This window comes from Deinococcus planocerae (assembly GCF_002869765.1).
GTDB classification, from domain to species: Bacteria; Deinococcota; Deinococci; order Deinococcales; family Deinococcaceae; genus Deinococcus; species Deinococcus planocerae.
Genome location: NZ_PNOR01000001.1, coordinates 76,591 through 95,984 on the forward strand (window position 1 = coordinate 76,591; position 19,394 = coordinate 95,984).

21 protein-coding genes and 1 pseudogene are annotated in these 19,394 nt (G+C 71.3%); 12 read left to right on the top strand and 10 right to left on the bottom strand.

What is annotated here, in order from left to right:
- Positions 1-9: 9 nt before the first annotated feature.
- Together pfkB and A7B18_RS00355 are read left to right on the top strand one after the other, a co-directional pair.
- Entirely contained in the window at positions 10-957 is a 948-nt protein-coding gene (pfkB, locus tag A7B18_RS00350; RefSeq protein WP_102124687.1) for a 1-phosphofructokinase, read from the top strand.
- Between the two features lie 105 nt (positions 958-1,062).
- Positions 1,063-1,740: a BON domain-containing protein gene (locus tag A7B18_RS00355; protein WP_102124688.1), complete on the top strand. Its 678-nt coding sequence runs from the start codon at positions 1,063-1,065 to the stop codon at positions 1,738-1,740.
- A gap of 67 nt (positions 1,741-1,807) precedes the next feature.
- Here A7B18_RS00355 and A7B18_RS22210 read toward each other — a convergent pair whose 3' ends face one another.
- The 6 genes from A7B18_RS22210 to A7B18_RS22220 all read right to left on the bottom strand — a co-directional run bounded on the left by A7B18_RS22210 (position 1,808) and on the right by A7B18_RS22220 (position 4,518).
- A complete protein-coding gene (locus A7B18_RS22210; RefSeq protein WP_219722061.1) occupies positions 1,808-1,954 on the bottom strand; it encodes an SDR family oxidoreductase in 147 nt (48 codons plus the stop codon).
- Entirely contained in the window at positions 1,888-2,589 is a 702-nt protein-coding gene (locus A7B18_RS00360; protein WP_219722062.1) for an SDR family NAD(P)-dependent oxidoreductase, read from the bottom strand. The genes A7B18_RS22210 and A7B18_RS00360 overlap by 67 nt, the downstream gene beginning before the upstream one ends.
- A complete protein-coding gene (locus tag A7B18_RS00365) occupies positions 2,586-3,158 on the bottom strand; it encodes a GyrI-like domain-containing protein (RefSeq protein ID WP_102124803.1) in 573 nt (190 codons plus the stop codon). Before A7B18_RS00365 ends, A7B18_RS00360 begins: the two co-directional genes overlap by 4 nt.
- Positions 3,159-3,448: 290 nt before the next feature.
- Positions 3,449-3,709 (bottom strand): putative PEP-binding protein, encoded by a 261-nt coding sequence (locus A7B18_RS00370; RefSeq protein WP_219722064.1) that lies wholly within the window; start codon positions 3,707-3,709, stop codon positions 3,449-3,451.
- 10 nt (positions 3,710-3,719) lie between these two features.
- Positions 3,720-3,959 (bottom strand): MDR/zinc-dependent alcohol dehydrogenase-like family protein, encoded by a 240-nt coding sequence (locus tag A7B18_RS22215; RefSeq protein WP_219722065.1) that lies wholly within the window; start codon positions 3,957-3,959, stop codon positions 3,720-3,722.
- A gap of 109 nt (positions 3,960-4,068) precedes the next feature.
- Entirely contained in the window at positions 4,069-4,518 is a 450-nt protein-coding gene (locus A7B18_RS22220) for an alcohol dehydrogenase catalytic domain-containing protein (RefSeq protein WP_219722066.1), read from the bottom strand.
- A 243-nt stretch (positions 4,519-4,761) separates the two neighbouring features.
- Between A7B18_RS22220 and A7B18_RS00380 the strand changes: the two genes are divergently transcribed.
- Together A7B18_RS00380 and A7B18_RS00385 are read left to right on the top strand one after the other, a co-directional pair.
- Complete coding sequence (locus A7B18_RS00380) at positions 4,762-7,506, top strand: PAS domain S-box protein (RefSeq protein ID WP_180969940.1); 2,745 nt, start codon at positions 4,762-4,764, stop codon at positions 7,504-7,506.
- A 257-nt stretch (positions 7,507-7,763) separates the two neighbouring features.
- Positions 7,764-8,651 (top strand): AfsR/SARP family transcriptional regulator, encoded by an 888-nt coding sequence (locus A7B18_RS00385; RefSeq protein WP_102124691.1) that lies wholly within the window; start codon positions 7,764-7,766, stop codon positions 8,649-8,651.
- Here the strand turns inward: A7B18_RS00385 and A7B18_RS00390 are convergent.
- Genes A7B18_RS00390 through A7B18_RS00405 form a run of 4 tightly spaced genes read right to left on the bottom strand, consistent with a single transcriptional unit; the run spans position 8,624 to position 11,419 of the window.
- A complete protein-coding gene (locus A7B18_RS00390) occupies positions 8,624-9,520 on the bottom strand; it encodes a CPBP family intramembrane glutamic endopeptidase (RefSeq protein ID WP_102124692.1) in 897 nt (298 codons plus the stop codon). The genes A7B18_RS00385 and A7B18_RS00390 overlap by 28 nt on opposite strands.
- 12 nt (positions 9,521-9,532) lie before the next feature.
- Entirely contained in the window at positions 9,533-10,093 is a 561-nt protein-coding gene (locus tag A7B18_RS00395) for a hypothetical protein (protein WP_146009396.1), read from the bottom strand.
- Between the two features lie 49 nt (positions 10,094-10,142).
- A complete protein-coding gene (locus tag A7B18_RS00400) occupies positions 10,143-10,619 on the bottom strand; it encodes a hypothetical protein (RefSeq protein ID WP_146009397.1) in 477 nt (158 codons plus the stop codon).
- A 5-nt stretch (positions 10,620-10,624) separates the two neighbouring features.
- Positions 10,625-11,419, bottom strand: coding sequence for a hypothetical protein (locus tag A7B18_RS00405; RefSeq protein ID WP_180969941.1), 795 nt, complete (start codon positions 11,417-11,419; stop codon positions 10,625-10,627).
- 180 nt (positions 11,420-11,599) lie between these two features.
- Between A7B18_RS00405 and A7B18_RS00410 the strand changes: the two genes are divergently transcribed.
- The 8 genes and pseudogenes from A7B18_RS00410 (at position 11,600) to A7B18_RS00445 (ending at position 19,339) form a co-directional block, all read left to right on the top strand.
- A complete protein-coding gene (locus A7B18_RS00410) occupies positions 11,600-11,800 on the top strand; it encodes a YgaP family membrane protein (RefSeq protein WP_102124695.1) in 201 nt (66 codons plus the stop codon).
- A gap of 313 nt (positions 11,801-12,113) precedes the next feature.
- A pseudogene (locus A7B18_RS23030) lies at positions 12,114-12,518 on the top strand (multicopper oxidase domain-containing protein); the annotation flags it as partial.
- A gap of 58 nt (positions 12,519-12,576) precedes the next feature.
- A complete protein-coding gene (locus tag A7B18_RS22335) occupies positions 12,577-13,602 on the top strand; it encodes a multicopper oxidase family protein (RefSeq protein WP_102124696.1) in 1,026 nt (341 codons plus the stop codon).
- Between the two features lie 22 nt (positions 13,603-13,624).
- A complete protein-coding gene (locus A7B18_RS00425) occupies positions 13,625-14,407 on the top strand; it encodes a DUF4010 domain-containing protein (RefSeq protein WP_102124697.1) in 783 nt (260 codons plus the stop codon).
- A 501-nt stretch (positions 14,408-14,908) separates the two neighbouring features.
- A complete protein-coding gene (locus A7B18_RS00430; protein ID WP_102124698.1) occupies positions 14,909-15,946 on the top strand; it encodes a LacI family DNA-binding transcriptional regulator in 1,038 nt (345 codons plus the stop codon).
- A 91-nt stretch (positions 15,947-16,037) separates the two neighbouring features.
- Positions 16,038-17,501, top strand: coding sequence for an ABC transporter substrate-binding protein (locus A7B18_RS00435; RefSeq protein WP_102124699.1), 1,464 nt, complete (start codon positions 16,038-16,040; stop codon positions 17,499-17,501).
- A 12-nt stretch (positions 17,502-17,513) separates the two neighbouring features.
- Complete coding sequence (locus tag A7B18_RS00440; RefSeq protein WP_219722067.1) at positions 17,514-18,470, top strand: carbohydrate ABC transporter permease; 957 nt, start codon at positions 17,514-17,516, stop codon at positions 18,468-18,470.
- Positions 18,467-19,339 carry a carbohydrate ABC transporter permease gene (locus A7B18_RS00445; protein ID WP_102124701.1) on the top strand — a complete coding sequence of 291 codons (873 nt, stop codon included), beginning with the start codon at positions 18,467-18,469 and terminating at the stop codon, positions 19,337-19,339. Before A7B18_RS00440 ends, A7B18_RS00445 begins: the two co-directional genes overlap by 4 nt.
- Positions 19,340-19,394: the final 55 nt, after the last annotated feature.

Below are 19,394 nucleotides of genomic sequence, written 5' to 3' on the forward strand. Positions count from 1 at the left end.
AGACTCCCCATGCTTCACACGCTGACCCTCAACCCCACCCTAGACCTCACCTACCTCGTGCCCGACTTCCGCCACGACGACACCAACCGGGCCTCGGCGGTGTACCGCGCCCCCGGCGGCAAGGGCATCAACGTCTCGCGGGTGGCGAAGCGGCTCGGGCACCCCACCGTCGCCCTCGGCTTTCTGGGCGGGCACACCGGGCTGGAGGTCGCCGAGCTGCTGGAGGCCGAGGGCGTCCGCACCTGGTTCGTGCCCATCCCCGGCCCCACCCGCACCAACCCCATCGTGCAGGACGCCTCGGGGGCCCAACTGCGGGTCTCCTCGCCCGGCCCCGCCGTCACCCCGGCCCACGTCCGGGCGCTGTGGAACTCCATCTTCACCCTGAGAGCGCCGGACTGGCTGCTGGCCAGCGGATCGAGGCCCGCAGGCGTGCCGGAGGACTTTTACCCGGACATGATCCGCCGGGCGAGGAGCGAGGGCATCCCCACCGTCGTGGACGCCGACGGGGAGGAGCTGCGCCAGGGGGTCGCGGCGGGCGCGGACCTGATCAAGCCCAACCGCTACGAGCTTGAACGCCTGGTGGGGCGGGCGCTGCCCACCCTGGACGACGTGATCGAGGGCTGCGGCGAGGCGCGCCGTCTGGGGGCGGGGGGCGTCGCGGTGAGCCTGGGGGCCGAGGGGGCACTGCTCGTCCGCGCGGACGGAGTGTGGCGGGCCGTGCCCCCGCAGGTGCCGGTGCGCTCCGCCGTCGGCGCGGGGGACTCCTTCCTGGCGGGCCTGTGTACCCGTCTCGCCGAGGGCCACGAACCTGAAGACGCCCTGCGCTTCGCGGTGGCGTGTGGAACCGCGACGGCCATGACGGAGGGGACGACCCTCTGCCACCCGGACGACATCGGGGAGGTGCTGTGGCGGGTAGAGGTGGAGGCCCTGGGCCTGCCCGCCAAGTTGGGCGCCTGAGTGCGTGGCTCCTCCCGGACGGCCCCGGGGGAAGGGAGGCGAGAATTGATCTTACGGCGCGGCGAATGGACATCCGACTCACACGTTCATTCAGGAAGGTGGACCATGACCACGACCACGGCACAGACGGACCTCCAGCTTCAGCGGAAGGTGCTGGCCGCCCTGGCCTTCGAGCCGAAGGTGAATGCCGCCGACATCGGTGTCAGTGTCCACGACGGCATCGTGACGCTGACGGGCCGGGTCAACTCGTGGACCCAGCGCTACGACGCCGAGCACGCCACCCTGCGCGTCCGTGGGGTACGCGGGGTCGCCGACGAGATCGAGGTGGAAGTGCCTGCCGAACACGTCCGGGGGGACGAGGACCTCGCCCGCTCGGCGGCGAACGTGCTGGAGGCGAACATCCTGGTGCCGGAGGAGGGCGTCCACGTCAGCGTCCGTGACGGCCTTCTCACGTTGAGCGGCGAGGTGGACCTGCACTTCCAGCGCGAGGCCGCTGAGGCGAGCGTGCGGACGCTGGCCGGGGTGCGTGGCGTCGCCAACCTGCTCACGGTCCGGCCCCTGGAGCAGCCGGGCTGGGGCCAGGTGAAGCAGGAGATCGCCCTCGCCTTCACGCGCCACGCCACCCTCGACGCGAACCGGGTGCAGGTCGAGGTGGAAGGCGGAGTCGTCACCCTGCGCGGGACGCTGCGCTCGTGGGCCGAACGCCAGGACGCGGAAAACGCCGCCTGGGCCATGCCGGGGGTCCATCAGGTGCACAACGAGCTGTCCATCTCCCCCTCGTGACTGAAGCCGAAGGAGGGAGGGCGGTGCCCGGGTGGCGGACCGCCCTCCTCCTGTCCCGCGTCCTTGGTCACTGCGCGGTGAAGCCCCCGTCCACCACGAACTCCGCGCCCGTCACGAAGGAGGCTTCCTCTGAGGCGAGGAAGGCGATCAGGCTCGCCACCTCCTCAGGGCGCCCCAGTCGGCCCAGCGGGTGCTGGCGGATGAGGTTGTGCATCGTCTCGTCGGGGTGGCCCGACCCCCCTCGGCGAAGCCTTCCACCATCGGGGTCAGAATCGCGCCGGGGTGGACCGAGTTCACCCGGATGCCGAAGGGGGCGCCTTCCAGCGCGGTTGTCTTCGTCAGCAGGCGCAGGCCGCCCTTGCTCGCGGTGTAAGGGGCGATGCCCGGCGAGCCCACCAGTCCGGCGATGCTCGACACGTTCACGACTGCGCCGCCGCCCACCAGCTTCATCAAGCGCACGGCCTCGCGGGTGCAGAGGAAGGCCCCGGTGAGGTTCACCCCGAGCAGGCGGTTCCACCCGTTGAGAGTGAGGGTTTCGAGCGGTCCCGCCGGGCCGACGATGCCCGCGTTGTTCACGAGCACGTCCACCCGCCCGTGGTGGCGCTCGATCTCGGAAAAGACGCGGCGCACGTTCTCCTCGCTCGACACGTCGCAGGCGTAAGCTTCCGCGAAGCCGTGCGCCTCCGCCAACTCGGCATTCAGGCGGTCGGCGGCGGCCAGCGTCTCCTCGTACTTGAGGTCCAGCAGCATCACCGCGCCGCCCTCCGAGGCCAGGCGCCGCGCCGTCGCCTCGCCGATGCCCTTGGCGGCGCCGGTCACCACACACACCTTGTCCTGAAAGCGGGTCATACGGTTCCTCCTCTCGTGAAGGGCCGGCGGATGATCGTGCGGAGTTTCTCCGGGGCGGCGCGGTTCGGATCACCCAGATAAATCTCGTGGTGCGTTCCGGTCAGGGTCCCGCCCCGCTCGCTGATGAAGGCGTGCAGGCGCTCGATGGCGGAACCCTCCGCGCTGTAGGGCCCGATATGAAGGACCTGGGCGCACAGGCCCTCGTCGTACATCTCCAGGCGTACCCGGGGCAGGGGTTTCCTGTGCGCGGCGGCAGCCCAGGCCGCCTCCACCTCCTTCAGGGTCGCGGCCTCCGGCAGGGCGATCATCATGGTCCAGTTCCAGTTGCCCTTGCGGTCCACGCTGAACTGCATCATGTCGTCCGCCCACCACAGGCCCTCCAGCGGTCCGACCTTCTCGTTTACGCCCCGCTTCCTCAGCAGGGAGCGCAGGGTGTACAACGCCTCCACCGCCTCCCGGGACTCGGGGCTGGTGTTGGGGTCTCCGGTACCGTCCGCCATCAGGAACGGGCGGGGCGGCACGTCCACGATCTCCACCTGCCCGGCGCGGGCCTGGGGCTGCCGTTCCATCGTCACCGTCGTGGAGTGCTCCTTTCCCGTGGGTCGGGGACGCGGCTGTCCGTCTCCCCGGGTCATTCCCATTTCCTTTCAGACCTGGCGTCCGGAGGTCCAGCGCGCCGCCCGTCAGGGTCTGCCGTTTCAGCTCGGTCAAGCCGCCCATCGGGCCGGGCGCCGCGTGGTACAGGGTGTTGATCCGGTCCCGCACCTGGCGGTGATCCTCGGGATATCAGCGGGTGTCCATGTGAGCCTCCTGCCGTGGGGGAAGGGGAGTGGCTTGATGTCGGGGCTGCCGCTGGGGTTCACACCACCGTCCCGTCACGCACCTGGGGTGTCGGAATCCCCTCTGCCTCAGCGACCCGCCGCTTGGCCCGCACGAAGGCGTCCGGGGTGAGGCTCACCGAGTCGATGCCCTGCGAGACCAGGAAGGCCGCGAAGTCTGGGTAGTCCGACGGGGCCTGCCCGCAGATGCCCACCGTCCGCCCCGCCCCGTGCGCCCGCGCGATCAGGTCGGCACAGGCCCGCTTCACCGCCGGGTGGCGCTCGTCGAAGACTCCGGCCACCCGTGAGGAGTCACAGCAGGCGGTACGGGAAGCCGGGGAGGTTACCCATGGGGATGCCCCCGCACACCACGCATCTTCCCTTACGGGTGACGGCGAGCGCGGTGGGCACCAGGGCACCGACCGGGGCGAGCAGGACCGTGCCGCCGAGTTCCGCCGGAGGCGCCTCGTCCGACCCGCCCACCCAGGTGGCGCCGAGGGAACGGGCGAAGTCCTGGGTCGCTGTGTCCCCGGGGCGGGTGAAGGCGTACACCTCGCGGCCCCGGAAGCGGGCGACCTAGGTGAGGATGTGCGCCGCCGAGCCGAAGCCGTACAGCCCGAGGCGCTGGGTTTCCTCGTCAGGCGCAGGGCGCGGAAGCCAATCAGGCCCGCGCACAGCAGGGGCGCGACCTCCAGGTTGCCGTACCCTCCGGCAGCGGGAAGCAGTAGCGGGCGTCCGCCACCGCGAATTCCGCGAAGCCGCCGTCGAGGTCGTAGCCGGTGAAGAGGGCCCGGTCGCACAGGTTCTCCTGGCCGCGCAGGCAAAAGTTGCACTTGCCGCAGGTCCAGCCTAGCCAGGGCACGCCCACCCGCCCCCCGACGGTGAAGCCCATAACCCCCTTTCCCAGTGCCACCACCTTGCCGACGATCTGGTGGCCGGGCGCGACGTCTTCGCGGTGGGGCGGCAGTTCGCCGTCCACGAGGTGCAGGTCGGTGCGGCAGACCCCGCACGCCCGCACCCGCAGCAGGACCTGGGTGTCGCCCGGCCGGGGTGCGGGGCGTTCCCGCATCGTCAAGGGCTGACCGGGGTGTTCGAGGACCATCGCGCGCATCTGCCATCCACCTCAGGGAGGAGGATGGTCCGGCACGGGCGTTTCTTGGACGTTACCGGAGCACCGAAGGGCCCAGCGACACACGGCGGACTGGGACCGCGCTTCCCGAACGCGACGAGGTCTCCCAGCCGGCCCTGCCGGTCGGTGGCAGGTCGGGGTAACGTGTGGGCACGGGACAGCTCGGCATCCGGTGGGCTGGCCCGGCGTCCCCTCCGTCCCGCCCTCGCCCCTGGAGGTCCACCGGTGGCCGGCGCAGGCACCCACGAGCCAGACAGCCTCTTTCGGCAACTCCTCGACGGTCTCCCCGACCCGGTCCTCGCGCTGGACCCTGGTGGGCGCGCCGTCTACGTCAATCCGCCCGCCGCCCGGCTGCTCGGGTACGGGCGTTCCGTCCTGCCCGAGCGCCCCGTGTGGGAGGCGTTCCCGGCTGTCCTCGGCCCGGGGTTCGAGACGCTGATCCGCCGCGCCCTTAGGGAGCGGGCGGACCTGCTGGACGAGGAGTATGCCCCGGGGCCGGGCGCCTGGCTGGAGGTGCGCGTTTCACCCTCTCCCTCGGGCCTCCTCGTCATCTGCCGGGACGTGACCTCACGCCGGCAGGCCGAGGCACACGCGGCTGATTTGGGGGCCCTCACGCTGGCGCTCTCCGAGGCGGTCGAGGAGGCGGAAGTGGCCCGGGCCCTGGCGCGTCACGTTCCAGCCGCCCTGGGTGCCGACCTCGCGGTCCTCGCGCTCCTGACGGCGAAGAACACCGAATTCCGCCTGCTGCGTTCCCCGGAGGGCCCTGACGAAGGGCCACAAGAGGACACGTGGCCGCTGGAGGCGGGTTCGCCCCTCGCGGACCTCATCCGGGAGGGCGCCGTCTTGCCGGGTCAGGACGTGGAGTGGTCCCCGGTCGCGGAGTTCGTGCGGACGCTGGCGCCCGGGCGGCCTGTTCCCGGGGGGCTCACCGCGCTGCCCCTGTCCGCCGGGGGCCACGCGCTGGGCGCCCTGTTCCTGGGGTTTCCGGCGGGCCGGGCTCTCCCGGCCGAGAAGCGCTCCCTGCTGCTGAGTGTCGCCGGGCAGTGTGCCCTGGCGCTGGAGCGCGCGCGGCTGCTGGGTGCCGAGCGGCGGGCCCGGCAACGGCTGGAGGCGCTTGCGGCGGCCGGACTGGTGCTCGCCTCGTCCCTGGACGAACGCACGACGCTAGGGAATGTCGCCCGGGTGGTGGTGGAGCACCTCGCCGACTGGGTGATGGTGGACCTCCTCGACGAGCAGGGGAGACTGCGCCGCGTCGCCGCCGCCCACCACGACCCGGAGAAGGACCCGCTCGCTCAGCGCCTATTGCGCTGGCAACCCCAGCCCGAAGTGCCCAACCCGGTGACGGAAGTGCTCCGCACCGGGCAGCCCCGCCTGATCGACCACGTGCCCGACGAGCTGGTGGTGCGCGGCAAATACGACGACGAGCACCTCGAGCTGGTGCGGTCCCTCACCCCGCGGGCATTGATGGTGGTGCCCCTGACCGTGCAGACCCGGGTCATCGGCGCGCTCACCCTGGTGCGCGCCTGGCCGGGCGCGCACTACGGAGAGGAGGACCTGACCTTCGCCGCGGAACTCGCCCGCCGCGCGGCGGTGGCGGTGGATCAGGCGCAGACCCACGCGCGGCTCGCGCGCCGCGAGGGGCAGCTCCGCCGGATCGCGGAGGCGAACATCATCGGCATCCTGCGGGTGGTGGAGGGCGAGATCGTCGAGGCGAACGATGCCTTCCTAGACATGCTGGGCTACACCCGGGAGGACCTCCGGGCCGGTCGCCTGCGCTGGCGTGACCTGACCCCGCCGGAGCTGCACCCGCCGAGCGAGCAGGCCGAGGAGGATGTGCGGCGCACGGGCGTCGTCCGCCCCTTCGAGAAGGAGTACCTGGCGCGCGACGGGCGCCGGGTGCCCGTGCTGGTGGGGGCGGCCCGGCTGGACGAGGAGGAGGGCCCCGGGCACATGACCTTTGTGCTGGACCTCAGCGAACTCGCCTCCCTGAAACGCGCCCAGGCCGAGCGGGAGGCGCTGCTCGAACAGCAGGCCGCCGAGCGGGCACGCTACGAGGCGGTCTTGCAGCAGCAGCCGGTGGGGGCGCTCGTCGTGGACGCGGGGAGCGGGCGGGTGCAGTTCGCCAACCGGCGTTTCGAGGAGCTGCTGGGGGTAGAGGTGCAGCCGGGTGTGGCGGCCCAGGCCGTCCTGCGCCACCTGCTCGACTCGGAGGGACGACCGCTGGACGGGCATTCACTCCTCGACGAGGCGCTGCGGCGGGGCCGAGCTACCGTGGACCAGGACCTGCGGGTCGTGCGGGAAGGTGGACAGCGGCCCGTCTGGGCGAGCGCGGCCCCGGTCCGCAACCGGCTGGGGGTCATCCTCTACGCCGTGCTGACCCTCGACGAGACCGAGGAACGCTGGGAGCGCCTGCTGCCCGCGCTGGCCGGGCAGCAGGCCCCGGAGGAGGCTTCTCAGGGTCCAGTCACCCCGGAGATCTTCGTGCGCGTGGTGGGGCGCCAGCTTGCCTCCCTGGGCCACGCCCCGCTGGAGGGTCGCCTAGTCGCGCTGCTGCTGCTCAGCGCCGGGGGGCTGACCCTCACGGGGGCGGCGGAGCGGCTGCACGCCACCAAGGGCGCCCTGTCGCGGGTGATGAACGAGCTGCTCGCCCGCGGGGACGTGGTGGTGACCCGCGAGCCGTCCTCCCGGGAGTACCACCTGGAGCTGAGCAACGGGACGTACCTGCGGGACCTGCTCGAGAAGCGCGCGCTCAGCCTCTCCATCGCGTCGCTGGGGTACGCCCTGCTGCGGGACCAGCCTGATCTCGACGCGGTGGTCGCGCGGCGGGTGCGCGAGATGGCCGACATCCGCACCCGCAACGCCCTGCATCTGTCTCGCCTGCTGGAAGCCCGGCGAAGCGCGCAGCGCCAGGCCCGCCAGACCCACCTGGAGGGCAACTGGGACGCCGTGCCGCCCCGGGACGAGCGGTAGGCCGGGGAAGAGCCTTGCGTCCGTCGTTGCCTGCCACGGTAACGGTCGCCGCAGGCTGGGGGGAGTGGGCCCACACCCGGCGCCTCCCCGCGTTTCAGCCGGGTTCCGGGCCTTCGCCGCCCACCACAGATGGCCCCAGGCATCCGGTCGGGTTGCGGGATGTGGCAACCATCCTGAACTTTCCGTAAAGCCGCCTAGGGTGGGGGTGTACCCGTTCAATCCGCGTGCCGTAGCTCAGGAGATTCAGGAGAACAGCCATGACGCACCTGCAACTCTTCACCCTGGGACAGACGAGCGCCACCCTGGACGGCCAGCCCGTCCACTGGGGGTCGAGTTCCGCCGAGCGCCTCCTGCACGACCTGCTGTCCCACCCCGAGGGGCGGCGCCGCGATGAGATTCTGGAGGACCTCTGGCAGACGGACCTCAACGAGCAAAGCGCGAGCCGCTTCCGGGTGACGGTGCACCGCCTGCGCCGGGCGCTGGAGAGTCCGGACGCCGTGAGCGAGCAGCATGGCCGCTACGTGCTCTCCGATGAGGTCTTGCAGGCGTCGGACGTGTACCGGCTGTACGCTGCGCTGCGTGAGGGAGAGCAGGCGGACGACGAAAAGACGTGCCTGCACGCCTACGAACGGGTCCTGGACATCTACCGGGGGGACTTCCTGGAGGGGTGCGAGGACGACTGGGCGGTGCGGGCCCGCGAGGAACACCGGGGCGTGTACGTGCGCGCCTGCCTCGAACTTTCCGCGCTGCACTGTGAGCACCACGAGTGCGCCGCCTCCGTGGAGACCCTCTCGGGCGCGCTGCGTGCAGACCCCTACTTGGGCGAGAACCACCACCAGCGCCTGATGGGCTGCCTCTCGACCGCCTCTGACAAGTACGCCGCCGTGGAGCACTACCGCCGCTTCGTGCGTTTCCTGCGCGACGAACTGCAAGACACGCCGCTCCCCGAGACGACCGAGCTGGCCGGGCGCATCAAGCTCGGCGAGCACGTCTGCCCGCGCCTGGAGGGCCACCCCCCCGGCCAGACCTCCTCCTGCCCCTTCGCCCGGCAGGGGAGGTGCCCGGACCGCTTCATCGCGCTGGAAGTTCAGCCGCCCGCCCTCACCGCGCCCACGGCTCAGGCCTTCCCGGCGCCCGCGCGCTGAGATTCCTCGGCGCCGGAGGGAATTCGGGCCCGCCGGCCCAGTGAGCCGCGTGTGGCGGCGATCACGGCCAGCGGCGCCACCCACGCGAGGGCCGCCGAGCGCCCGGACCCCGTCCCCGAGGCCACGAAGCTGCTCGTCAGGGCGACCGACGAGTGAAACAGCAGGGCGAGGAGCAGGCTGCCCCGCGTGCCGTTCCACACCCAGGTGAACAGCACGCTCGCCGCCACCGTACCGAGGACCGTCCAGCCGAAGGGGGTGTGTTCCAGCGGGTGGCCCGGGGTGCTGTGGTAAGGCCAGTGCCACACGCCCCACACGGCTCCGAGGAGCAGGCTCGCGGGCAGCGCCCCCCACCTCGCCTGCATCCGGGGCAGCGCGAAGGCCCGCCAGCCGACCTCCTCGCCCATCGAGCTGCCCAGGAACGTCTGCTGGACGAACAGGAGGGGCAGCAGCGGCCAGGGCCACAGCGGCGCGGCCACGTCCGGGAGGGCTTGCAGGATCGGGGGGTGCGCCCAGTCCGGCCACCCTTGCCCGAGCAGGACCGAGACGCCGGAGGTGACGAGCGACAGCGCGGGCGGGTACAACAGCACGAAGGCGTACCAGCGGGCGGACAGGCGCCAGCGCCACAGGCCGGAGAAGAGGGGGCCCGCCCCACCGTTCATGACCCGCGCGGTGAGGACGGCGGCGAGCAGCGGCCCGAAGACCGCGACGAGGTTGGCGAGGGCGGCGGGCGGGGCCGCGGCGATCACCCCGCGCGCCGCGAGGTTGACGGGCACCCACGCGCCCCACGAGATCAGGAACGTCAGCGTGAAGAACGTCGCCAGCGCGCGTCCGGGCCGCCTCGAAGACGGGATGGAGAGCGGGCGGTCCATCGGTCGATCTCCTCAGGCGCGGCGCCGCCCGGCCCGTGCCCCGGGGGCGGGGAAGCGTCCCGGGAAGGGAACGCGCAGGCAAAAGCCTCCGGGCGCCGGGACCTGCCGCGCCACGGCCCCCGGCGCGACGATCTGCACGGCGATGCCCCCCGGGGCGACGTGCTGCACGGCCACCCCACCCGGCGCCACGAACTGCACGCCGACAGCGAAGAGGGCCACCGCCTGCACGGACAGCGCCCCGGGGAGGGTGAGTTGCACGCCGACGGCGGTGGGAGCGAGCGCCTGGGCGGCCAGGGTTCCGGGCGGTAAGGCCTGCGCGCCCATCGCGGTTGGGGCAAGCGCCTGCGCGGCCAGCCCGGCGGGGGAGAGGCTCTGCCCCCCCACGCCGATGGGCGCGAGCGCCTGCCAGGCGGCCGTCATGGAGGGCGCCTCCTGCACGCCCACCACGCCGATGCCGACGGCCTGCCGCCGACCGTCCCGCACGAGGCGCTGCTCCTGGGTCAGCCAGCGGGTAAAGCCCTCGAAGCGGGAGCGCCACGTCCGCCCCGTCCGTCTTGCCGAAGTCCTGGTCACAGGTCGAGGGTGTGGCCTGGCGGTTACCGGGCCGTTACCGCGGCGCCTCTCACGCCGACGACACGGGCCGCCCCACCCCACGCCACACGTCGAGCAGCGAGCGCGAGAAGGCGTGGCGGCGGAGCAGCAGCAGGGCGAGGGCGAAGGCGAGGTTGCCGCTCGTCAGCACGCCCAGCGGAACGATGGCGAGCGCGAACAGGGCCCCGAGGAGGGCTCCCCGGCGCACGCTCGCGGTTCTCCCCAGCAGGGCCACGCCCCCCCCCGCCTCGAACACGGCGAGGGCGAACACAAAGGCCGCCGGGGCGAGACCCATTACCGAGTGGAAGAACCAGGCGTAGAGGGGCACGGGGGAACTGCCCCCGAAGGTCACGTACGAGCCGGGGTCCGTCACCCCCACGTACACGTTCACCGCCGACATGGCGAGCATGAAGAGGGCCAGGACGGACCGCGCGACCTGCGGCCGGAGCAGACTCAGCGCGGCCAGCAGGAGCGCGAACAGCCACCAGATCACCGCGGGCGTGAGCATGACCATCACCTCGTTTCCGCCCCAGGGGCGGTTTGCGAGTTCCCCGGACGGCGCGGCGGCTCCTCTCCGGCTGCGGCCTGGTCCGCCGGAACCGACGACTGGCCGACCCCCTCCGCCCGCCGACGCAGGCCCAGCAGCATGCCCCGGTCCATGATGAACTGGGCCGCCTCGGTGACGCGCCACAGGAGGACGTTGCCGGGGGTGAGCGGGTAGGCGAAACGCGAGCGCATGACCAGCCGGGTGATGTGGTTGTTCGGCGCGTCCAGCACGAACGCCCAACTGTGGACGGGGGCGTCGGGCGGCCCGCCGAGCAAAACCAGCGTGCGCGGCGCCTCCAGCCGGGCCACCCGCCACCCGGCCTCCTTGCCGAACCGCTCGGGCGCCTGCCGGACGAAGTCCCCCACCCGCAGGGTCTGGAGCCGGGGCTCGATCTGCTCGGCGTTGTGGATGTCGAGCCCGAAGAGCCTCTCCAGCCGGGTCGAGCTGTGGAAGCCCCCCCGGCCCTGCCCGATCTGGACGAGCCAGGCCCAGACCCGGGGGCGGGGCACGTGGACGGTGACCGCCCGGGTGGACCCCATCCGGGGGCGCGGCACGAACTCGTCCCCGGGGAGCGGGCGCCGTACCTCCCCGCGGGTGGCTCCCCAGCGCAGATGCCACGGGCGCACGGCGAGCGTGTATACCGCCGTCATGGCCGCCCCCGCATTGAGGGCGGCCACCCCCGCGGTCTGGAGGGCGGAGCGGCGGACGGGTGGGGCGGACTTGCGGACGTGACCTTCGCTGGGGCGGGTGAGGGCGGTCATGGCTTCCTCCTTCGAACGGCACCGTAGGTGGACGGGGTTACCTCACCGTTACGGCGAGGCGCCCGCGTGGCCTGGCTGCCGGGCCGGGGTCACTCCGGCGGTAACCCCCCGGTAACCGGGGCCGCTTAGGCTCTTTCCGGGCGTCCGCTCCGGGTGCGGGCGGGGCTCGGGAGGTGGAAGATGCGCAGGAACATGGGAACGCTCGACCGGGCCCTGCGGGGGCTGACCGGCGTCATGCTGCTGGCCTGGGGGTTCACCGCCGGGCTCGGCGCGTGGGAGGTCCCGGTCCTCGTGATCGGTGGGGTCCTGGGGCTGACCGCGCCGACCGGGTTCTGCCCGCTGTACCTGCCCTTCCACATCGACACGAGGGGCCGGGGATAGGCCCGGAGCGAGGGCGCGGCGGTCGTTCGCGGGCCTGCCCGGGCGGGAGCATCCCGCCCGTCACCCACAGAAAGGAAGGGGGACTATGCGTTCGCTGGCCGTCGCCGTGCGGAGCCGAAGTGCCGCCCTCTGTGCCGCGCTCCTTCTCGCCGCCTGCGGGGGTCCCGCCCCCGGGAAGCCCGCCGCCCGCGTGGCCCCGGGAGAGTCCCACCCCGGCACGACCTTCCTCACCCCGCTGGCGGTCCCGCGCTGGCAAAGCCCCCTCGTCCTCCCCGCCGACCTCGACCTTCCGCCCTCGGGCACGGTCATCACGATGGGACCGGCCCTCCACGACTTCGGGCTGCCGGGCGGGCGGCTCACGCCCGTGTGGGGGTACGGCGCCCACGGGGCCCCGGCGGACTACCTCGGCCCGACCCTGCGCGCGCAGGCGGGCACGCCCGTGGAGATCACCTTCCGCAACGCCCTGCCGGGCGCCCACCCCTTCGCGCAGACCCCGGCGGGCAACCTGGGGCCGTACCCGGTGGGCAGCGCGGTGCCGCACCTGCACGGCGGGCACACCGAGGCCGAGTCCGACGGCACGCCGGACCAGACCTTCGCCTCCGGAACCTCGCGGGTCTTCCGCTACGCGAACGATCAGCCGGGCACGACCCTGTGGTACCACGACCACGCGCACGGCCTCACCCGCACGAACGTCTACGCGGGGCTCGCCGGGTTCTCCCTGCTGCGCCGACCCCCGCGAGGCCGCCCTGAACCTTCCCTGGAAGGGGCACTACGAGGTGCCGCTGGTCCTCCAGGACCGGGCCTTCAACGCCGACGGCACCCTGGCGTACCCGGCCACCTGGGCGCCGGAGTTTTTCGGGGACGTGGCGGTGGTGAACGGGCGGGCCTTCCCGACCCTCGACGTGGAGCCGCGCTCCTACCGCCTGCGGCTGCTCAACGGCTCGAACGCCCGCTTCTACCGGCTCGATCTGGGCCGGGGGGGCCGCCGCCTGCCCCTGCACCAGATCGGCTCGGATGGCGGCCTGCTGCCCCAGACCGCCACCGCGACCACCCTGCTGCTCGCGCCGGGCGAGCGCGCGGACGTGATCGTGGACTTCTCGGGCTCGGCCGGGCAGACCCTGGAGTTGGGAAACAGCGCCGAGACGCCCTTCGCCGGGGGAGTCAGCCGGAGCGGCGGCCAGCCCCCGCTTCCGGGGCTGATGCGCTTCCGGGTGGTGAAGCCCCTCGCCGCCCCGGACCCCCTCGTCCTGCCCACGGCGCCCGGCACGCCGCCGGACCTGCGGGCGCAGGACGTGCGGCGGGCGCGTTACCTCACCCTCAACGAGGTGCTCGACCCAGCGACCGGGGCGCCGCTGCGGACCCTGCTGGGCACGCTGGACCCGGCGACCGGGCGCTCGCGGCCCCACGCCCTCATGGACCCCGCGACTGAGACGCCCACCCGGGGCGACGTGGAGGAATGGGTGCTCGTGAACAACACGGTGGACGCCCACCCGATCCACCTTCACCTCGTGCAGTTCATGGTGCTGGGCCGCGCGACGGTGCCGTGCGTGCCGGGCACGGAGAACGCGGCAGTCGGGTATCCCGGCGACGTGGTGACGGCGGGCGGCGCCCCGCAGTTCGGCCCCCTTACCCCTCCGCCCCCGAATGAGCGGGGCTGGAAAGACACCGTGGTCGTGTACCCCGGCGAGATGACCCGCATCCGCATGCGGTTCGACCGGGCGGGCACCTACGTCTGGCACTGCCACATCCTCGAACACGAGGAGAACGACATGATGCGCCCGCTGGTGGTCGCCGCCCGCTGACCAGCAGCACGCCCCCCGGGCCGTGAACGCCTTCGGGCACGTCCTGGGACGGGCGGTGGGGCCGCGCTACGGCCTCGCGTTGGCGGGGTGCGCCTCCGGCTTCGTCTCCAGCCTCGCCACCGTTGCCGCGTTGGGGAGCCGGGCCAGGGCGGATGAGCGGAGCGTGCGCGGCGCGGTGGCGGGGGCGACGGCCTCCAGCGTCGCCACCATCGTCCAGGCGGCGGTGCTGATCGGCACGATCTCGCCCGCCCTGCTGGCCGGGCTGGTCTGGCCGCTCTCGCTGGGCGGGCTCGCCACCCTGGCCTACGCGGCGGTCCAGGCGTGGCGGGCTGACCACACCCCCACGGGGGCGGGCGTGGTCACCGGGCGGGCCTTTGACGTGCGCGCGGCGCTGGGCTTCGCGGCGCTGGTGTCGCTGGTGGCCTTCCTCGCCGAGCTGGTGGGGCGCGCCCTCGGCCCGGCTCGCGGGGCTGTGCCTGCTCATCGTCGGCTCCCCAACCCAGTTTCGGCCCACCCCCGCCCTCACCCGCTTCCTGCAAGCCCTCCCAGCGAACGGGCTCGCGGGTGTGGGGGTAGCCCACCTTCAGGCACCCGCATCCCGGTGACCGAGGCCGGGTCTGCCCTGCTGAGCTTATTTTCGCGGCTCAGCGGGCCGAGGGCCTACGCCGCCACGCCCAGCGCGCGCGGCCTGGCGAAGGGGGTGGGCGGCGGGTCGCTCCTCCGGAAGGTTTCCTCGTGCAGGGAACGGAAGGACCGCTGGGAGACGGCGAACTCGAACGCGCCGCGCGCTGGGCAGTGGAGATGAGGTTGGAATGGCGCCAGTAATCACGCGGAAACAAACGCTAAGCCTCCAATCAATCCTTCAGCATGAGCGCCCGCGTTCGGAAGGCCTCTCCTCCCTTGAAGTGTTCTCATGGGGTCTGACCGACGAGCAGGCTATCTCCGGGGAGCAGTCCCCACTGAAAAGCTCGGGGAGCGGAACGTCCACGCCGAACAGGTGGCTAAGCCGAAGGCCTGCCACTACATTCTCATGCATAGCTCCTTGGACCGGAAGGCACTGAACAGGTTGGCCCGCCTGACTGGGCCAACCACGCGGCTCCCCGGGGTCGTATTTCTTGCAGCGCCGAAGACAAGCGAAGGCGGTGGGACCTAACTGGACACACTTCTGCCTCCCCCTCTCGGCAATCCCTCAAACGGTTGTCTTGAAACAGGAAGGTTGTTGTTTCAGAAATTTTCTGTAACAGTCTCAGCACACCCAGTTCTGCAATCGCCGGGGGCCACCCCGTCGCCCCCATCTGGAGTCCTCATGACGGTCACGCTCGACGATATTGCTAAACGTGCGCAGGTTTCCAAAGCCACCGTGTCCCGGGTACTCAACAATCACCCCAACGTGACAGACACGGTGCGCCAGGCCGTGCGCAGCGTGGCCGACGACCTGGGGTACTTCCGGACGGCGCGCCGATTGCGCGGCGCAGCACTCCAGACGGTTCTGGTGGTGGGCGGAGGCACCGAGCCGCAGCGCCACGCCGACGCGGCCCAGCTCAGCCGAGACTTCAGCCGGAACGTCGCGGACGGCGCGCAGCGCGTGCTGGCCGATTATCAGGTGGACGCCCGCATGCAGTTCATCCCGGCGGGTCTCCAGGGCGTGCTGGAGCAGGCGGCGTGTTCCGATGTCTTGGGCGTGCTGCTGCTGGGGGGCAACCTCGTGAACTTCGAGACCGCCCGCGCCCTGGGTCGGCTGGGCGTCCACTGCGTCATCGTTGGTGCAGGACCCACCAGCGAGGAGGTCAACACCGTCTCGGTGGACTACCAGGGCGGCATCGAACGGGCCGTCGGGCATCTCGTGGGGGCGGGTCGGCGACGTCTCGCCCTCGTCAACGGCCCGGAGCTGACCAGCACCAGTAAGGCCAAGTTCAGGGGACTGCGTCTAGGCCTGGCCCTGCACGACCTGGAGTTTCGCCCGGAGCGGGCGGTGAGTGGCGACTTCACCAGCGGCGAGGGCCACGCGCGCACGCTGGACCTGCTGGACGCCGCCCCGGATGTGGACGCCATCCTCTACGCCGACGATTACATGGCGATGGGCGGGCTGCGCGCCCTCGCCGAGCGGGGCCGGACCGTGCCCGACGACGTCGCGGTGGTCGGTTTCCACGACTACGAGATCGCCCACTTCACCAGCCCACCGCTCACGACGGTGCGGATGGACATGCACGGGTTGGGATCGGTGGCGGCCGAACGCCTCGTGACGCTGCTCGACCGCCCGCGTTCCGGCGGGTGGCACATCGTGCAGCCCCTCCGCCTGGTTGAGCGCGCCTCGACCACATCGACGGGAGGGGACCGTTCATGACCTGACGATCCCGCCGCCCCTCCACCGACTCCTGCGCGGTCCTCGTCCGCGTCAGGCCGCCTTGCTCTGCCGCCCCTTTCAGGAGAATGCCATGTCCAGTCCCCGTTCCCGTTTCGCCCGGCTCGCCATGCTGCTCACCACCGCCCTGCTCGGCCAGGCGGCTGCCAAGACCACCCTGAACTTCTGGTGGTCGCAGGAGTCCGCTGAGGACAAGGCCTTTCTCGACGCGCGCATCGCCGAGTTCGAAAAGGCCAACCCCGACATCGACGTGCGGCTCCAGGTGTTGCCCGCCGACCAGTACCTGAATGCGGTGAACCTCGCGTTCCGTGGGGGCAATCCCCCAGACGTGTTTCGCGCCGGTGGGTTTTCCGCGCCCCGCTTGGAAGACTACGCCGCGCTGGGCTGGCTGCTGCCGCTTAACAACCTGCGGAGCAACAGTCTGATCACGCGTTACCCCAGCAACACCATCGCAGAAGGCACCGTGATTTTTGGCGGCAAGATGTACTCGGTTCCGTACTTCCGCACTGGCGTCAACAACATGGCCTTCTTGTACTACAACAAGAAGATCTTCGCGGAAGCAGGCTTGAGTGCGCCGCCCAGAACATGGAACGAAGTGCGTGCCTACGCCCGCAAGATCACCGAAACGGGCAAGGGGCGCTATTTCGGCTGGGCGATGCAGCCCAAGAGTCCGCCCTCGACCTACGGCGGCTACCTGTCCACCGTCGCCCGCAGGGGCTTTGTGGGGGAACCGCACCCGGCCCTCGACTACACCACCGGGCGCTACAACGCCGAGCATCCCGGGCAGGTCGCGGCGGTCGAGTTCCTCCGCAAGCTCAACCTGGAGGACAAGGCGGTGATCCCCGGCTGGGAGAGCCTCGACTTCAACACCCTGCAAGACACCTTCGCGCAGGGCCGGGTGGGCATGATGCTGGGCTTCGCGGCCTACGCGGGCACCTTTTCCACCCGCTACAACATGAAAGAAAGTGACTTCGGCATCGCGCCGATGCCCACCGAGACGGGCAAGTACCTCACCAGGCTCCCCAAGGGGCCGCCGGTCGGCTGGTTTGCCATCTCCGCGCGGACCAAGGCGCCGAAGGAGGCCTACAAGCTCTTCGACTTCCTCAACAGCGAGCCCTTCTCCCTCGCCAACGCGCAGGAGCGCGGTCACGCCCCGCCTCTGCGGCTGCCCACCGCCACGCTGGCGCGGCTCAACTTCACCATCCCTGCCCAGATCGCGGTGACGAACACCGAGGGCGTGCTGCGCCCCGACCCCCGGCTGCGCAGCCCCGACTGGGTCAAGGTCCTCGCCAACTTCAAGCCCCCCCAGCCCCAGCTCTACGAGATCCACGCGCAGTACATCAACGGGCAGATCAGCAACTACCTCGACGCGGCGAAGAAGTACGACGCGGCCTGGAACGCCGAACTCGACCGCGCCATCGCCGCCGCGCAAAAGGACGGGGCCAAGGTGTGCCGGGAACTCTTGATCTTCCCGAACTACACGGCCACCCGGGACTTTGGCAGCCGCGACTACGCCGCGCTGCCGAAGTGCAAGTGAGCCCGTGAGACTGTGACCGCCTCCTCCCCACAGCCTCGCCGCGCCCGCCGCCCCCGCCCCGGTCTGCTCGACCCGGGCGGGGACGGGTGGTGCTACCTGTTCGTCTCACCCATGCTGCTGCTCTTTTTCGGCTTCAAGCTGTGGCCGATCCTGGCAACCTGGTACTTCGCCCTCTTCGACTGGGACGGGATCGGCTGGCCGCAGAAGTTCGTGGGCCTGGGTAACTTCGCGCAGGTCGCCGCGCAGCCGCTGTTCTGGAACGCCTTCAAGAACACCTGGATCTACACCGCCGGGCTGCTGCTGATCCAGCTCCCGCTCGCGCTGCTCGTCGCCATCGCGCTGAACGACCCCAAGCTGCGCGGGCGCACCGCGTACCGCACCCTCTTTTTCCTGCCGGTGGTCACGACCACCGCCGTGATCGGCGTGGTGCTGGTGATCCTGCTCTCGCCCGCCGGGGGACCGCTCAACGCCTTTCTGGTTGGGCAGGGCCTGGTCGAGCGGCCTATCGGCTTCCTGAGTTCCGTGGGGCTGGTGCTCCCCACGTTGATCGCGGTCGGCGTCTGGAAGGGCTTCGGCACCGTGCTGGTGTACTGGCTCGCCGGGCTGCAATCGGTTCCCGGCGAGCTGTACGAGGCGGCCCGCATCGACGGGGCAAGCGGCGCCCAGATCCTGCGCTTCGTGACCCTGCCCCTGCTGCGGCCCATCGCCATCACGATCACGGCGCTGACCCTGGTGTGGAGCCTGAACGTCTTCGACCACGTGCAGGTCATGACGGGGGGCGGTCCCGGCCACGCCTCGGACGTGATCGGCACCTACATCTACCGGGTCGCCTTCACGGTCGAGGACAGCATCCCGCGCATCGGCTTCGCGTCGGCGGCTGGGGTGTTCTTCGGGCTCACCAATCTCGTTATCGTGGCCGTGCAGGCGCTGGCCGTGCGGGCCGCCCGGGGCAAGGGGAGAGCGGCATGATCGCGCGTCAGAACGCCCCCGTCGTCCGGGCCACCGCCCGCCCCCGCCTCGTCGCCCCCCGGGCATTGCTGCACCTGTGCTTCATCGCGGTGCTGCTCGTGTGGGTTTCGCCCTTTGTGTGGATCTTCCTGACGGCCTTCAAGCCCTCCGCCGAGGTGTACAGCCAGCCGCTCGCGCTGCTGCCCAGCCAGCCGACTCTGGAGAACTTCCAGCGGGCCTGGACGAACGCCTCCTTCTCGGTGTACTTCCTGAACACCGTCATCGTGACGCTCTCCACGACGCTGATCGTGCTGTTCGTGACGGCGCTGGCGGGCTACGCGCTGGGGCGCCGGGCCTTCCGGGGACGCGCCCTCATCGTCGCCATCCTGAGCGCGAGCATCTTCCTGCCGCAGGGGTACACGATTATTCCCATCTACGACCTGATCAACCGGCTGGGGCTGAACAACACCCTGACTGGCGTGATCCTGGCCTCGGCGGGGGTGGGGTTCATCATCTACACCTTCATGTTCAGCGCCTACTTCGCGGGTCTGCCGGGCGAGCTGGAGGAGGCGGCGCGCATGGACGGCGCCAACATCTTCCAGGTGTTCTTCCGGGTGATGCTGCCGCTGGCCCGGCCCGTGATCGCGTCGGTGTTCATCCTAGAGTTCCTGCAAATCTGGAACTCGTTCCTGATCCCGCTCGTGCTCACGCTCTCCAGCCCCGAGAAGCGAGTGCTGGGCGTCGGGATGTACGCCTTTTCCGGGCAGAGCGGCCTGGACTGGACCGGCCTTGCGGCGGCAGCCACCATCAGCCTGGTGCCGGTGATCGCGGTGTTCCTGCTGCTACAACGCCACTTTGTCGAGGGCGTCGCCGGGGCGGTCAAGTCGTGAGCCGCGCCGCCTGGAGCCGCCTTTCCCCGACCCTTCACGCCCTAAGAACGGAACT

Excerpts from the sequence above, each read along its gene's own strand:
- pfkB (WP_102124687.1), top strand. The coding sequence starts at position 10 with ATGCTTCACACGCTGACCCTCAACCCCACCCTAGACCTCACCTACCTC.
- A7B18_RS00355 (WP_102124688.1), top strand. The coding sequence starts at position 1,063 with ATGACCACGACCACGGCACAGACGGACCTCCAGCTTCAGCGGAAGGTG.
- A7B18_RS22210 (WP_219722061.1), bottom strand. The coding sequence starts at position 1,954 with ATGCACAACCTCATCCGCCAGCACCCGCTGGGCCGACTGGGGCGCCCT.
- A7B18_RS00360 (WP_219722062.1), bottom strand. The coding sequence starts at position 2,589 with ATGACCCGCTTTCAGGACAAGGTGTGTGTGGTGACCGGCGCCGCCAAG.
- A7B18_RS00365 (WP_102124803.1), bottom strand. The coding sequence starts at position 3,158 with ATGGAACGGCAGCCCCAGGCCCGCGCCGGGCAGGTGGAGATCGTGGAC.
- A7B18_RS22220 (WP_219722066.1), bottom strand. The coding sequence starts at position 4,518 with ATGCGCGCGATGGTCCTCGAACACCCCGGTCAGCCCTTGACGATGCGG.
- A7B18_RS00385 (WP_102124691.1), top strand. The coding sequence starts at position 7,764 with ATGACGCACCTGCAACTCTTCACCCTGGGACAGACGAGCGCCACCCTG.
- A7B18_RS00390 (WP_102124692.1), bottom strand. The coding sequence starts at position 9,520 with ATGGACCGCCCGCTCTCCATCCCGTCTTCGAGGCGGCCCGGACGCGCG.
- A7B18_RS00400 (WP_146009397.1), bottom strand. The coding sequence starts at position 10,619 with ATGCTCACGCCCGCGGTGATCTGGTGGCTGTTCGCGCTCCTGCTGGCC.
- A7B18_RS00405 (WP_180969941.1), bottom strand. The coding sequence starts at position 11,419 with ATGACCGCCCTCACCCGCCCCAGCGAAGGTCACGTCCGCAAGTCCGCC.
- A7B18_RS00410 (WP_102124695.1), top strand. The coding sequence starts at position 11,600 with ATGCGCAGGAACATGGGAACGCTCGACCGGGCCCTGCGGGGGCTGACC.
- A7B18_RS00430 (WP_102124698.1), top strand. The coding sequence starts at position 14,909 with ATGACGGTCACGCTCGACGATATTGCTAAACGTGCGCAGGTTTCCAAA.
- A7B18_RS00435 (WP_102124699.1), top strand. The coding sequence starts at position 16,038 with ATGTCCAGTCCCCGTTCCCGTTTCGCCCGGCTCGCCATGCTGCTCACC.
- A7B18_RS00445 (WP_102124701.1), top strand. The coding sequence starts at position 18,467 with ATGATCGCGCGTCAGAACGCCCCCGTCGTCCGGGCCACCGCCCGCCCC.